This is a genomic window from Neobacillus solisequens (assembly GCF_051233465.1).
In the GTDB taxonomy this organism is placed as follows: Bacteria; Bacillota; Bacilli; order Bacillales; family Cytobacillaceae; genus Neobacillus.
This window is the reverse complement of the sequence record NZ_JBKFGJ010000009.1, coordinates 266,833-279,987: the sequence shown is the minus strand read 5'-3', so window position 1 is coordinate 279,987 and position 13,155 is coordinate 266,833. Positions and strand designations below refer to the sequence as shown.

General features: G+C 42.1%; 15 protein-coding genes. 4 read left to right on the top strand and 11 right to left on the bottom strand.

Annotated elements, in window-relative coordinates; translation table 11 throughout:
- The coding region (locus ACI3K6_RS10670; RefSeq protein ID WP_435554804.1) for a hypothetical protein at nucleotides 1-225 on the top strand (225 nt) is incomplete at its 5' end.
- A gap of 63 nt (nucleotides 226-288) precedes the next feature.
- On the opposite strand, the gene ACI3K6_RS10665 is transcribed toward ACI3K6_RS10670, so the two are convergent.
- Together ACI3K6_RS10665 and ACI3K6_RS10660 are read right to left on the bottom strand one after the other, a co-directional pair.
- Entirely contained in the window at nucleotides 289-1,638 is a 1,350-nt protein-coding gene (locus ACI3K6_RS10665; RefSeq protein WP_335479275.1) for a glucose-6-phosphate isomerase, read from the bottom strand.
- Nucleotides 1,639-1,781: 143 nt separating this feature from the next.
- Nucleotides 1,782-2,945, bottom strand: coding sequence for an iron-containing alcohol dehydrogenase (locus tag ACI3K6_RS10660; protein ID WP_435554803.1), 1,164 nt, complete (start codon nucleotides 2,943-2,945; stop codon nucleotides 1,782-1,784).
- Between the two features lie 124 nt (nucleotides 2,946-3,069).
- Here ACI3K6_RS10660 and ACI3K6_RS10655 point away from each other — a divergent pair, with 124 nt between their 5' ends.
- Complete coding sequence (locus ACI3K6_RS10655; RefSeq protein WP_435554802.1) at nucleotides 3,070-3,261, top strand: DUF378 domain-containing protein; 192 nt, start codon at nucleotides 3,070-3,072, stop codon at nucleotides 3,259-3,261.
- A gap of 25 nt (nucleotides 3,262-3,286) precedes the next feature.
- Here the strand turns inward: ACI3K6_RS10655 and ACI3K6_RS10650 are convergent, their stop codons facing one another.
- The 3 genes from ACI3K6_RS10650 to yugI all read right to left on the bottom strand — a co-directional run bounded on the left by ACI3K6_RS10650 (nucleotide 3,287) and on the right by yugI (nucleotide 6,297).
- Nucleotides 3,287-4,558, bottom strand: coding sequence for a Glu/Leu/Phe/Val family dehydrogenase (locus ACI3K6_RS10650; protein WP_435554801.1), 1,272 nt, complete (start codon nucleotides 4,556-4,558; stop codon nucleotides 3,287-3,289).
- Between the two features lie 15 nt (nucleotides 4,559-4,573).
- Nucleotides 4,574-5,767, bottom strand: coding sequence for an ornithine--oxo-acid transaminase (locus ACI3K6_RS10645; protein ID WP_335479936.1), 1,194 nt, complete (start codon nucleotides 5,765-5,767; stop codon nucleotides 4,574-4,576).
- Between the two features lie 131 nt (nucleotides 5,768-5,898).
- On the bottom strand, nucleotides 5,899-6,297 hold the full coding sequence (yugI, locus tag ACI3K6_RS10640; protein WP_335479934.1) for a S1 domain-containing post-transcriptional regulator GSP13: 399 nt from the start codon (nucleotides 6,295-6,297) through the stop codon (nucleotides 5,899-5,901).
- A gap of 233 nt (nucleotides 6,298-6,530) precedes the next feature.
- Here yugI and ACI3K6_RS10635 point away from each other — a divergent pair, with 233 nt between their 5' ends.
- On the top strand, nucleotides 6,531-6,764 hold the full coding sequence (locus tag ACI3K6_RS10635; protein ID WP_435554800.1) for a helix-turn-helix domain-containing protein: 234 nt from the start codon (nucleotides 6,531-6,533) through the stop codon (nucleotides 6,762-6,764).
- Nucleotides 6,765-7,163: 399 nt separating this feature from the next.
- Here the strand turns inward: ACI3K6_RS10635 and ACI3K6_RS10630 are convergent, their stop codons facing one another.
- On the bottom strand, nucleotides 7,164-7,427 hold the full coding sequence (locus ACI3K6_RS10630) for a DUF1871 family protein (protein WP_435554799.1): 264 nt from the start codon (nucleotides 7,425-7,427) through the stop codon (nucleotides 7,164-7,166).
- Between the two features lie 85 nt (nucleotides 7,428-7,512).
- Here ACI3K6_RS10630 and ACI3K6_RS10625 point away from each other — a divergent pair, with 85 nt between their 5' ends.
- On the top strand, nucleotides 7,513-8,676 hold the full coding sequence (locus ACI3K6_RS10625; protein ID WP_435554798.1) for a MalY/PatB family protein: 1,164 nt from the start codon (nucleotides 7,513-7,515) through the stop codon (nucleotides 8,674-8,676).
- Between the two features lie 30 nt (nucleotides 8,677-8,706).
- Here the strand turns inward: ACI3K6_RS10625 and ACI3K6_RS10620 are convergent, their stop codons facing one another.
- The 5 genes from ACI3K6_RS10620 to ACI3K6_RS10600 form a co-directional block, all read right to left on the bottom strand.
- Nucleotides 8,707-9,084, bottom strand: coding sequence for a PH domain-containing protein (locus tag ACI3K6_RS10620; RefSeq protein WP_335482615.1), 378 nt, complete (start codon nucleotides 9,082-9,084; stop codon nucleotides 8,707-8,709).
- A gap of 180 nt (nucleotides 9,085-9,264) precedes the next feature.
- Entirely contained in the window at nucleotides 9,265-10,677 is a 1,413-nt protein-coding gene (gene gndA, locus ACI3K6_RS10615; RefSeq protein WP_435554797.1) for an NADP-dependent phosphogluconate dehydrogenase, read from the bottom strand.
- A 70-nt stretch (nucleotides 10,678-10,747) separates the two neighbouring features.
- A complete protein-coding gene (locus ACI3K6_RS10610; RefSeq protein ID WP_435554796.1) occupies nucleotides 10,748-11,944 on the bottom strand; it encodes an alanyl-tRNA editing protein in 1,197 nt (398 codons plus the stop codon).
- Between the two features lie 125 nt (nucleotides 11,945-12,069).
- Nucleotides 12,070-12,411 (bottom strand): hypothetical protein, encoded by a 342-nt coding sequence (locus ACI3K6_RS10605; RefSeq protein WP_435554795.1) that lies wholly within the window; start codon nucleotides 12,409-12,411, stop codon nucleotides 12,070-12,072.
- Nucleotides 12,412-12,517: 106 nt separating this feature from the next.
- Entirely contained in the window at nucleotides 12,518-13,072 is a 555-nt protein-coding gene (locus tag ACI3K6_RS10600) for a superoxide dismutase family protein (RefSeq protein ID WP_435554794.1), read from the bottom strand.
- Nucleotides 13,073-13,155: the final 83 nt, after the last annotated feature.

The window sequence follows — 13,155 nt, the reverse complement described above, 5'->3', positions numbered from 1 at the left end:
GGCCTCATTGGCGACCTTCTCATCATCTACCCGCGATTCCTTGGCGCCAAGAAGCCTCATTGGCGACCTTCTCATCATCTACCCGCGATTCCTTGGCGCCAAGAAGCCTCATTGGCGACCTTCTCATCATCTACCCGCGATTCCTTGGCGCCAAGAAGCCTCATTGGCGACCCCTTTTTCATCTATCTGCGACTTCACTGTGCCAATTACCTCATTGGCGACTAATGCAAACCTTAGAAGTCAATTCACAAAAAAAACGCCAACCCCATAAAGGTCAGCGTTTCAAAATTACTTCAAGCGTTTTTCAAGCTCTGCTTTCTTTTCTTCAAATCCTGGTTTGCCTAATAGGGCGAACATGTTGACTTTGTAGGCTTCTACACCTGGTTGGTCAAATGGGTTAACCCCTAATAAGTAGCCGCTCATGGCGCAGGCTTTTTCGAAGAAGTATACTAGGTAGCCGAATGTGTATTCATCCAATGAAGGGACGGATACGATTAGGTTTGGTACACCGCCGTCTGTGTGAGCGAGCATAGTGCCTTCGAAGGCTTTGTTATTTACGAAATCAACAGTTTGGCCGGCTAAATAGTTTAATCCGTCCAGGTCATTGTCCATTGCTTCAATGGATAATTCGTGGCGCGGTTGATCCACCTTGATGATGGTTTCGAACAAATCGCGGCGGCCTTCTTGGATGTATTGCCCTAAAGAGTGCAAGTCTGTTGAGAAGTTTGCTGATGATGGGAAGATTCCCTTTTGGTCTTTGCCTTCGCTCTCGCCGAATAGCTGTTTCCACCATTCAGAGAAATATTGCAAGGCTGGCTCGTAGTTAACAAGCATTTCAATGGTTTTGCCTTTGTTGTAAAGGACATTTCTGACAGCCGCATATTGGTAGGCAAGATTGTCTTCAAGCTCGGAATGACCGAAGTCCTCTTGTCCTTTTGCTGCGCCGTCCATCATTTTTTGAATATCGGCACCGCTGACAGCGATTGGCAGCAAGCCTACTGCAGTTAATACGGAGTAGCGTCCGCCGACGTCATCTGGAATGACAAATGTTTCGTAGCCTTCTTCAGTTGAGAGGGTTTTCAATGCACCTCTTGCTTTGTCAGTGGTTGCATAAATGCGCTTACGTGCTTCTTCTTGGCCATATTTTTCTTCAAGAAGCTTACGGAAGATCCGGAAAGCGATAGCTGGTTCGGTTGTGGTTCCAGATTTTGAAATGACGTTAATGGAGAATTCCTTGCCGTCAAGCAGATCCATGATGTCTTTCATATAAGTAGAGCTGATGTTGTTTCCGACAAAAATAATTTGTGGGGTGTTGCGCTTTTCTTTTGGAAGTACATTGTAGAAGCTGTGCTGTAGCATTTCTATAGCAGCGCGGGCGCCAAGGTAGGAGCCGCCAATCCCGATAACTAAAAGAACATCTGAATCGGATTTAATTTTTTCAGCTGCTTTTTGAATTCGTGAAAATTCTTCTTTGTCATAGTTTACGGGAAGTTCAACCCACCCTAGAAAATCGTTTCCTGCACCTGTTTTTTCATGCAAAGAGTGGTGGGCAACTTTTACAGCATCCCTTAGGTATGTAAGTTCATGTTCACCGAAAAAGGTAAGGGCTTTTGAGTAATCAAAGCGAACGTGTGTCATGATTGATCCTCCAATTTTTTATTTTCATTTACCACTTTATCGAATGAGGGGCGGATAATCAAGGTACACCCTCCTATGTAAGCGTACCCATTTTCGAGCTTTTTTTTACAAATTGAAAAAAACTCGGACAAAGCGTCCGAGTCTTATAGTGATGCACGAAAAATCGCCAGTACATCCTCACGATTCAATTTCTTAAATCTGCCAAATTCACCGTAAACCATCGCACGATCAGCCATTAAGTCCAGCTTGCTGTCATCGATTTGATAATGGGCTAAACGTGATGGAGCACCAATGCTGTTCCAGAATTCACGCAGCTTGCGAATGCCTTCAAGTCCTGCTTCTTCATCCGTTTTACCTTCCGGATTTACACCGAATACACGGACTGCGAGCTTTTTAAAACGTGCTGGTTTCACACTAAGATTGTGTTCCATCCAATGTGGGAACAGAATCGCCAAACCACCGCCATGTGGGATATCATAAACAGCTGAGACAGCATGCTCAAGGTTATGGGTAGCCCAATCTCCTGAGTAGCCCATGTTTAAGATTCCGTTTAGTGCCATTGTTCCACAATAAAGGACAGTTGCACGGTGGTCGTAATTTTCTAGGTCCTCTAAAAGCTTAGGAGCCGTTTCCATTACTGTTAACAGCAAGCCTTCACACATACGGTCCTGAAAATCAGTTTGGTCTTCAAGGTGAAAATAATGCTCAAGAGTATGAGACATCATATCGACAATTCCATTTACCGTTTGGTCTCTTGGAACTGTATATGTATTTACTGGATCTAAAATTGAAAATTTCGGATAGGTCACAGCGCTGCCCCAGCCGTATTTTTCGTTTGTTTCCCAGTTTGTAATGACAGAGCCGGCATTCATTTCTGAGCCTGTTGCAGCCAAAGTTAAAACCGTACCAAATGGAAGCGCCGCTTGGACCATTGCTTTTTTTGTCACAAGATCCCATGGATCCCCGTCATACTTTGCTCCTGCCGCAATCAGCTTCGAACAATCAATGACACTGCCGCCCCCGACAGCTAAGATAAAGTCAATTCCTTCCGTTTTGCAAATCTCCACCCCTTTACGGGCAGTCGTTACACGCGGATTTGGTTCAACACCTGATAGTTCAAATACTTCTGCACCGGTCTCCTTTAATAATCCTGTTACCTGATCGTAAAGACCAGAACGTTTAATGCTGCCGCCGCCATAGACAAGAAGTACTTTCTTGCCATAACGAGGAACTTCGGTTTTTAATTGCTCTAGCTGACCTTTTCCAAAAATTAATTTTGTCGGATTCCAAAATGTAAAGTTTTGCAATTCAAAACGCCTCCTTCTCATTTCATATTATTTGCTATTCACACCTTTTTTGCAAAAAATTTTACTTGAATAGTTTTACTGAAGAACCATTAAACTATTAATTAAAAAAGGAGGATTTTCCAATTTGGGCTCAATTCAGCGAATAGCACTTGTTATGACCATCTTTGGTGCTGTTAATTGGGGACTCATTGCCTTTTTTCAGACGGATCTGATTTCGGGTATTTTTGGAGGCCGGGATGAGACTCTTGCCAAAGTCATTGATGGATTAATCGGGGTCGCTGGTTTAGTAAATCTTGGACTCTTTTTAAAAAAATAAACCGGGAAAGATTCCCGGTTTATTGCTAGATCCAGCCTCTAAATTGAGAGGCATCTGCCATTTTTCTGACACCCGTCATATATGAAGCCAGACGCATGTTTACCTGATGCGTTTGGGCAAACTCATAGACCTCATTAAAGGATTTGACAAGTTTTTCTCGTAGTTTCTCGATTATTTCTTCTTTACTCCAAAAATAACCATGATTATTCTGAACCCACTCAAAGTATGAAACGGTGACACTTCCGGCACCTGCTAATACATCAGGCACCAATAAGATATCCCGTTCTGTCAAGATTTTGGTAGCTTCCAATGTTGTCGGACCATTAGCAGCCTCCACAACAATTTTGGCTCTGATCTGACGTGCATTATCCTTTGTTATTTGATTGGCAATAGCAGCTGGGATTAAAATATCACATTCTTGTTCCAATAATTCGGCATTGGAGATTCTTCCATCGAAAAGTGTTGTAACCGTTCCAAAGCTATCGCGGCGGCTTAATAGATAGTCGATAGGTAAACCGTCCGGATCATAAAGGGCGCCGTATACATCGGATATTCCAACCACCTTTGCCCCAGCTTCATGCATAAATTTAGCAACAAAACTGCCAGCATTTCCAAAACCTTGAACAATGACTCGGGCATTTTTAATACTAATTCTGCGTTTTTTCGCTGCTTCTTCGATACAAATGACCACACCCATGGCCCCTGCAATTTCCCGTCCCTCAGAGCCTCCGAGAACCATTGGTTTGCCTGTGATAAATCCTGCCGAACCATGCTGTTTTAATGAACTATACTCATCCATCATCCATGCCATAACTTGTGAATTGGTATAGATATCAGGTGAAAGAATGTCCTTTACCGGTCCGGCAATCTGGCAAATTGCCCTTACATATCCGCGGCTTAAACGTTCTAGTTCCCCAAATGACATGGTTCTGGGGTTGCAAATAATTCCGCCTTTTCCTCCCCCAAACGGTAAATCTACGATGCCGCACTTCAGACTGGCCCACATGGCCAAGGCCTCGATTTCTTCTTCCGTTACTTTAGGATGAAAGCGAACCCCACCTATGGTCGGCCCGATTGCATCATTATGCTGAACACGAAACCCGGTAAATATTTTCGTAGAACCGTCATCCATACGGACAGGGACTCTTAGCTTTAATGTGCGTAGCGGTTCAGCCAATAAATGATACATATCCTGGTTATACCCCAGTTTTTTTAATGCATCTTGGATAATTGTCTGTGTCGATGCAAGAAGGTTCAATGTCTCTTTTTGTACTCCATCTTCCTCATGTGTTCCCATTTTCCACCTCTAGGTTTACCCCAGTACTTTTTGAATCCGCTCGATGGCCCAATCTAATTCTTCTTTGGTAATCACTAGCGGAGGGGCAAAACGAATCACTGTATCATGTGTTTCTTTACATAGTAACCCTTCATCTTTTAATTGTTCACAATATTTACGGGCAGGTTCTGTCAAGACCATACCAATAAATAAGCCACGACCGCGAACCTCTTTAATAATCGGATTATTAATTTCTTTTAATTTACTAATAAAATATTCACCGAGCTCCAATGATCTTTCCGCCAATTTTTCATCGATTAATACATCCAATGAGGCAATCGAAACAGCACTGGCCATTGGATTTCCACCAAAAGTGGAACCGTGGGATCCTGGATTAAATACCCCTAAAATATCTTTGTTAGCCACAACACAGGAGATTGGGAACACCCCACCGCCAAGAGCCTTTCCAAGAATATACATATCTGGTTCGATGTCTTCCCATTCACAGGCAAACATTTTTCCGGTACGGGCCAAGCCAGCCTGAATTTCATCGGCAATAAACAGCACATTATTTGCCTTGCAAAGCTCATAGGCTGCTTTCATAAAACCTTCCGGCGGAATGACAATTCCTGCCTCCCCTTGAATCGGTTCGATTAAAAATGCTGCTGTATTGGGGGTGATAGCTGTTTTTAACGCTTCCAAATCGCCGTATGGAATTAACTTGATTCCCGGCAACATCGGACCAAAGCCTCGCTTATATTCTTCTTCCGATGACAAAGTAACAGCCGTCATGGTCCGGCCATGGAAGTTTCCGATACATCCGATTACTTCAGCTTGGTCTTCAGCAATTCCTTTTACATCATAGCCCCAGCGTCGCGCTGCTTTAAATGCTGTTTCAACGGCTTCCGCTCCGGTATTCATTGGAAGAGCCATTTCCTTATTGGTTAATTGACAAATCTTCTCATACCAAGGGCCAAGCTGATCGTTATGGAACGCCCGTGATGTTAGCGTTACCTTGTCAGCTTGTTCTTTTAAGGCCTGGATGATTTTTGGATGACGGTGCCCCTGGTTAACGGCAGAGTAGGCACTCAACATATCCATATATTTATTGCCTTCCGGATCTTCTACCCATACTCCTTCCGCTTTTGAAATAACGATCGGTAGTGGATGATAATTGTGTGCCCCATATTTTTCTGTCTTTTCAATAATTTCCAAAGATTTTCCTGTCATACCGGTATTCCTCCCTTTTCAATGAAAATATGCATAACTATATTGTAGCCGAGTAAGGTGAAAGAATGAATGTTAATTTAAAAAAAGCCTGCCCTACTGAAATCGAGTAGGTAACAGGCTTGTCACAAATTTTACTTTTTAATTAAATCCTCTTGCTGGGATTGATCGATCCATTCTTGGAGCTTTTCTTTCAGCGTGTTGAAACCTTGCTGCCCTTCTACTTCCGGAAGAATCGTTGCTTGACGTTTGCGTGGACGCTTTGTCTTAAACGCCTGCTGTACAGGAGCCTCTTCTGTCGCTTTGATGGACAGTCCAATTTTCCCCGCAGTTTCATCAATAGATAGTACTTTAACCTTAATTTCTTCTCCGACCTTTAAATGTTCATGAATATCTTTGACAAATCCGTGCGTGATTTCGGAAATATGAACGAGCCCTTGTGTATTTTCATCCAGTGCAACAAATGCACCATAGGGTTGAATCCCCGTTATCTTACCTGTAACAATACTTCCCGGTTCTAATTTTAATGTCATGAAAACACTCCTAAATATATTAATTATTTATCCCTTTATATGCAATAAAAAATTATATCATAATAAATGGGCTTAATCAAAAGAACAATGGGTAAGGAAACCTATTTTTCCTATATTTACAATAAAAAGGTCAGAAAGCCTTAACATAATGTTCATAGTTTACATAAGCAGAAGGACTTGTTATATGATAAACTTATAGTGGAAATATATCATTTTTTGGAGAGGTGAACCGTATGAATTCAATCGGCATAACCATTAAAAATGCCCGTGAAATGAGAAATATGACCCAAGAGGAACTGGCCCAAAAGATTCGAGTTGGACTCCAAACGATTGAAAAATATGAGTCTGGCGAGCAACTTCCTAGCTCTCAGACCATCTTAAAGCTTTCTACTGTTCTTGATATAGCTGCTTCTGAACTCTTGGAATACCCCAAAGATCATACAGCCTCTGGTACGAAAGAAGAATAACAACATACAAAAAAGCGGTCAAAACCGCTTTTTATTTTATAAACAGGTATATATTTTATTAAAGGTGGAAATAACTGTAGCATAAGCTTTCTAGTATTCCCCCCCTTTTTGAGCGGACACCTTCTCGGTTGGTCCGCTTTTTTTTATTGGCTGTGTTAAAGAACAGTGTTGATTTTTTACACTCTGTTGATTGGAGCGGAAGGTGCGAAGACTCCTCGAAAATGCTAACGCATTTCCTTCGTGCGTGGGCGAATTCTAGGAAGAAAATCAACGTCCTGTGGGAGTACGGTTCTGGAGAGACCCCGCAGGCGCAAGCGCCGAGGAGGCTCGCCGAAACGCCCACGGAAAGCGAAGCAAATGGAGCGTAAATCTACAGACAAGTTTAACAGAGCCTTTTAATTAAATCGAGCAGGATTCCTCATTTTTTATCACCATTAATTGTTCTGCGATTTTTAAGCAATTCTCCAAGGGGAGAATCTTTTCAAAAGAGAAATCATAAATTTCTTGAATACGTTTCGCCAGCTTTGAAGAATGGTCCAATTCATGGACTGCTTGAATCACATCGACGATTTCTGTTTCATAGCCGCTGTTAAACTGAGGAAACGGATCCCATTCAGTTAATAATTCCGCATATTTTAAATGAGTTTGAATTTCTTTTCGCATTTTATCACCTAAATGTTTATATATTTGCATGATTTATTTTATCATAGGAATTAGGAACAACGATAATGGAACAGGCGGTGACAGGATGTCAATATTTGATGAGAAAATAGACCGATTGAAAACGTCGTCGGTAAAATGGGAGTTAACCAAAGAAATTTTTGGAGAGTCAGACGTGTGGCCGATGTGGGTGGCCGATATGGATTTTAAGCCACCGCAAGCGGTCATCGATACACTGAAATACCGTGTCGACCATGGAATTTTTGGATACACTTTTGTCCCTGTTTCAACTGCAAAGGCCATTGCCGATTGGATGTTGAAACGGCATCAATGGAACATAGATCCTTCTTGGCTTCTGTACTGCTCGGGAATTGTGCAGGCAATTAGCCTGTCCATCCAGTCGTTTACGAAGGAAGGAGACAAGGTGCTGGTACAGTCACCGGTCTATACACCTTTTTTTGATATGATTGAAAAAAATAACCGGGTGATGGTCAATTGCCCATTGATCTTGGAAGGAAATCGCTACAAGATAGATTTTAGTGCTTTCGAAAATGCTTTAAAAGAAGGCTGTAAGCTGTTTTTACTCTGTAGTCCGCACAATCCTGCCGGACGGGTTTGGACCAAGAATGAGCTTGCTCGCATTGGTGAGCTTTGTTTACAGTATGATTGCTTAATCGTTTCAGATGAAATCCATTCCGATTTGGTTTATAGGGATTACAAGCATCTGCCGATTGCATCTTTAAGTGAGGAACTTTCCGAAAAAACCATTACACTTATTGCCCCAAGCAAAACCTTTAATTTGGCAGGTTTGCAGGCATCAGCTGTCATTATCAAAAATAAAGCATTACGAAATCAATTGAGTGTGACCATGAAAAGGCAAGGTCTGTTTTCTCTCAACGCATTTGGTATTGTTGGCATGGAGGCGGCTTATCTTCATGGAGAATCCTGGCTGGAGGAACTGATTGATTACTTACAGAACAACAAGGATTATGCGGTTCAATTTATTAACGAGCATCTTCCGGAGATTACTTGTATTGACCCTGAAGGAACGTATCTGCTTTGGCTTGATTGCCGAAAGTTGGGGCTAAGTGACGAGGAGCTTCGGGAACAGTTGATTCGTAAAGGGAAGCTGGGCTTGGAACCAGGACCAAAATACGGTCCTGGCGGTGAAGGCTTTGTCCGCATGAATCTTGCCTGTCCTTTTGAAGATGTGAAAGAGGGATTAAAGCGGTTGGAAAAAGCATTCAAATAAGAAAAAGGCGAGCGGCTGAGCTCGTCTTTTTTACTTTAGAACATATGAGGCTAAAACACTTTGCAGTTCGTAAATGTTTAAGCTCTTGTTGAATTGTTTTTGGAGCGGCAATGCATTGCCGGAAATCCAGATTTTCAGTTCGGCATCCAAATCAAAGCTGCCCGCTGTTTCAATGCTGAAATGGGTGATACTTTTGTAAGGAATGGAATGGTATTCCACCTTTTTTCCTGTTAGCCCTTGCTTGTCGACGAGTATTAAACGTTTACTGGTAAAAATAAATAGATCACGAATGAGCTTGTATGCTTTTTCGATTTGTTCATTTGGTGTCAAGATCTTGGCAAATTCCTTTTCCAGCTCATGAATATGAATTTCAGAAGCATTCCCCATTAACCCATCAAGAAATCCCATTGTAAGTCCCCCTTTACTTTTGGCTGTTAATAAGACTGTTGATTTGCGCTCCACGAGCTTCACTTCCGTGGACGGTTCAGAGAGCTTCCTGCAGGAGTATTTCCTTCTTCCGCCCCAATCAACAATGTGCATCTTTATATAAAGTATACAGGAAAAACCCGCCGATAGGGCGGGTCCTCTTTAGATTTCAAGCCATTCTGTGTGGAATGTTCCTTCTTTGTCAATGCGCTTGTAGGTGTGGGCGCCGAAATAGTCACGTTGGGCCTGAAGCAAGTTGGCCGGCAGGACTTCGGAGCGGTAGCTGTCATAATAGGCTAGTGCACTGGCAAGTCCTGGTACTGGGATCCCTGCCTTCACGGCGATGGAGACCACTTCTCTAGCAGAATCCTGATAATCTGCCGTAATACCTTGGAAATAGGTATCCATTAATAAGTTTTCTAGTTCCTGATTACGATCATAGGCGTCCATAATATTTTGCAGGAAGCCTGCTCTAATGATACAGCCGCCACGGAAGATTTTCGCAATCTCACCAGGTTTTAAATTCCAATTGTATTCCTCAGAGGCCACCTTAAATTGAGAGAAGCCCTGAGCATAAGAAATAATTTTGCTGAAATAAAGTGTTTTTCGGATTTGTTCGATTAATTCTGATTTATTGCCGATAAATTTATTTTCTTTCGGACCTTTTAACAACTTGCTGGCTTTGACACGTTCATCTTTCATTGCTGAAAGGAAGCGGGAGAACACAGATTCCGTAATCATGGTGAGCGGAACTCCTAAGTCAAGGGCGCTCTGGCTGGTCCATTTACCGGTACCTTTTTGTCCAGCGGTATCAAGAATGACATCAACAATTGGTTTGCCCGTTTCCGGATCTTTCTTTGTAAAAATATCTGCCGTGATTTCAATCAAGTAGCTGTCCAGTTCACCTTGATTCCATTCATGGAATACTTCATGAAGCTCCTCGGCAGATAAGCCGAGCAATGATTTCATCATGTGATAGGATTCGCAAATAAGCTGCATATCACCATATTCAATGCCGTTATGAACCATTTTGACATAATGACCGGCACCATCTGGACCAATATAAGTACAGCATGGATCCCCGTTTACCTTTGCCGAAATGGCTGTCAGCAATGGACCAACTGCTTCATACGCTTCTTTTTGACCGCTTGGCATAATGGCTGGGCCTTTAAGCGCCCCTTCTTCACCACCGGATACCCCGGCACCGATGAACAAGATCCCCTTTTCAGCCAATTCCGTATTTCTGCGGATCGTATCCTTATAGTATGTATTTCCGCCGTCAATGAGGATATCGCCCTTGTCCAGATATGGAAGCAATGATTGGATTGCTTTATCGGTAATCTCACCAGCATTAACCATAAGTAAAATTTTGCGGGGACTCTCTAAAGATTGTACAAATTCTTCAATATTAACAGTACCAACTATATTTTTATCTTTGTGATGGTCTAAGATTTCAGTAATTTTTTCTGCAGATAGGTCATAAACCGCTACAGAGAAACCCTTGCTCTCAAAATTTAAGGCAAGGCTCCGCCCCATTACTCCAACCCCGACAACACCAATATGTTGTTTTTTCAATCTAATTCTACCTTCCCTTCATGATGCTACTTATTTTTGGATACACTTATTATGAACGAATTGAGTAAGTTCATGCTTCTATAAAGGCAGAACCCCGTAAATGCTCCAGTAGCTGCTGAGCTGAAATTAATGCCGGCCCGCCGCCCTGAGCAAAAGAGTCATTCCCTCCACCCTTGCCGTTAATCAATGGAAGTGCAGATCCAATTACTTTTTTCATACTCTCATTTCTGCCATTTCCCCTGGCACAAACAAGCTGAAGCTGTTGTTGATTATCAGAAACAGCTAAAACAATGGCTTCCTCATCTAAAGCGATGACGGCTCGAGCCAATTTTTGCAGTTCTTGAATGGAACGATTTTTGAAAACCTCAGCCACCAGTTTATCCTGAGATACTTCTAATATTTCTTTTGCCTCATACTGAATTAATGCTTCTTTAGCTTGTTCTAAGGATTTTTCCAATGCTTTATTTGTTTCAAGTAATCTGATTGCGGCTGAAGGCATATCGTGTTCCGGTGCATTCAGCAGCTTCGTTAGTTCTAGCAAAACAGTATGTTTTTGCCCTAACTGCTGGATGACCCGTTCCCCGCAGACAAATTGCAGGCGAACCTTTTTCCGCTGCCGTTCCCAATTCAGGATCTTAATGGCCCTTACTTCCCCAGTTGTCCGTGGATGGGTACCGCCGCAGCCATTGTAATCAAAATCAGGGATGATGACAAGTCGAATATTCTCTTTCACTTTTGTCTCTTTTCGCAAAGAGTAACGGGATAGTTCTTCTTCGGTGACCCATTTGATTTCAATAGGTTTGTTTTCTAGTATAATTTGATTCGATAATGATTCAACTTTGGCTGCTTCTGCTTCTGTCAGTTGTTCTGTATCCAAATCAATGGTGACAATGTCATTACCTAAATGAAATCCAACAGTGTTGTAATCAAATAATTGCTCAAAGGCCGCTGATAAAATATGTTGACCGCAGTGCTGCTGCATATGGTCATAACGACGATCCCAATCAATTTGCCCGCTTACCTCCATTTTGTGAGAGGGTATAGGGTCTTGAAGATAGTGGCGGATTTCTCCGTCGATTTCCTCAACATTAATAACACGGCTTTGTTCAATAACTCCTGTATCAAAAGGTTGACCACCGCCTGTTGGATAGAAAGCCGTTTGATCTAATACAATAAACCAGTTACCATCCTGGTCCTGTGCTTGTCTTTCTACCTTGGCGGTAAATGACTTTATGTATGGATCTGTATAATAAAGCTTATGTTTCATTACGTCACCTGACTTCTGTAAAAATCCTTTACTATCATTTTCGGTAAAAAACGAAAATAAATCAAGTAAAGCGATGCAAAAAACCTGTTCCCGGAAAGGAACAGGCTATATCTAGCAAAGTAAGATTATTTCTTTCCTTTTTTACGCTGTCCAAATTGAGGAAGAGTTTGACCGCCCATCTGTGGAAAACCTGGTTGCTGGCCACCCATCATTTGTGGAGATCCTTGTTGAAAACCACCCATTTGTGGAAAACCTGGTTGCTGACTACCCATCATATGTGGAAAGCCTTGCGGAGAACCGCCCATTTGTGGATATCCATGATGATATTGGCCACCATATTGTGGGTAATGCGGATAACCTCCTGTCATTTGTGGAAAACCTGAATATGGATACCCGCCCATTTGTGGATAACCCATTTGTGGGTAACCGAATTGCCCAGGAAAACCACCGAATTGTCTTTTTTCCATCTTATCCCTCCTAATCATTTCACCTTTAGTGTATGTCCTTTTTTGGGATAAGCTTAGATTAATACCTATAGTAAAAAAAATAGGCTATTCCAAAGTAGGAATTTGCCTATTTTTTTTCGTCCTGTGTATCTTTTTGACCAGGTTTTGCTTTATTATTAGAAATCTCACCACAGGCAATGCGATTCCCTGAATTTCCAGCAGGTTGTGTCATCCCATCGTCTTTTTTAGACGTTATAACTATGGAGGTACCTTCCTTGGTAAACAATGATTTTTTTCCATCCTTTAAAGACACATTGGGAGCCATGATATCTACCTTGACGGACTGATCATCCTCAACTATTAAATTTGGAAGATCACCGGCATGAGCCCCTTTAGGATATAGGAGTCCGTGGGATTTATTTTCAGGGTTGAAATGGTTCCCCGCAGATTTAAAGCTGGGAGCTGAGCATTTCCCTTTTTCATGAATAGCAATCCCGTGAACTCCCGGAGGTAATCCTTTTAAATTGCCGGAGACCTTTACCCCGCTTGATTGCTCCTGCAAGGTAATTTTACCAAGAGAGTCCCCCACAGCGTTATACATGTTTACGTCCATCTTTGTCACATTTTGTTCCATACATCCGGCCAGCAATAATAGCGGAATTATCATCCAAGCTTTCTTCATCTGTAATCCCCCCGCGCTTCTTGCCTTTAGTATGAACTAAATAATTTATCAGTATGCGACAGAAAAAAAGAACAGTTAGTTCG

What these genes read in the sequence shown, in the direction of transcription:
- ACI3K6_RS10650 (WP_435554801.1), bottom strand. Translation starts at nt 4,558, where the DNA reads ATGGGAACACATGAGGAAGATGGAGTACAAAAAGAGACATTGAACCTT.
- ACI3K6_RS10645 (WP_335479936.1), bottom strand. Translation starts at nt 5,767, where the DNA reads ATGACAGGAAAATCTTTGGAAATTATTGAAAAGACAGAAAAATATGGG.
- ACI3K6_RS10665 (WP_335479275.1), bottom strand. Translation starts at nt 1,638, where the DNA reads ATGACACACGTTCGCTTTGATTACTCAAAAGCCCTTACCTTTTTCGGT.
- ACI3K6_RS10620 (WP_335482615.1), bottom strand. Translation starts at nt 9,084, where the DNA reads ATGGGATTTCTTGATGGGTTAATGGGGAATGCTTCTGAAATTCATATT.
- ACI3K6_RS10610 (WP_435554796.1), bottom strand. Translation starts at nt 11,944, where the DNA reads ATGAAACATAAGCTTTATTATACAGATCCATACATAAAGTCATTTACC.
- ACI3K6_RS10635 (WP_435554800.1), top strand. Translation starts at nt 6,531, where the DNA reads ATGAATTCAATCGGCATAACCATTAAAAATGCCCGTGAAATGAGAAAT.
- ACI3K6_RS10630 (WP_435554799.1), bottom strand. Translation starts at nt 7,427, where the DNA reads ATGCGAAAAGAAATTCAAACTCATTTAAAATATGCGGAATTATTAACT.
- yugI (WP_335479934.1), bottom strand. Translation starts at nt 6,297, where the DNA reads ATGACATTAAAATTAGAACCGGGAAGTATTGTTACAGGTAAGATAACG.
- ACI3K6_RS10605 (WP_435554795.1), bottom strand. Translation starts at nt 12,411, where the DNA reads ATGGAAAAAAGACAATTCGGTGGTTTTCCTGGGCAATTCGGTTACCCA.
- ACI3K6_RS10625 (WP_435554798.1), top strand. Translation starts at nt 7,513, where the DNA reads ATGTCAATATTTGATGAGAAAATAGACCGATTGAAAACGTCGTCGGTA.
- ACI3K6_RS10600 (WP_435554794.1), bottom strand. Translation starts at nt 13,072, where the DNA reads ATGAAGAAAGCTTGGATGATAATTCCGCTATTATTGCTGGCCGGATGT.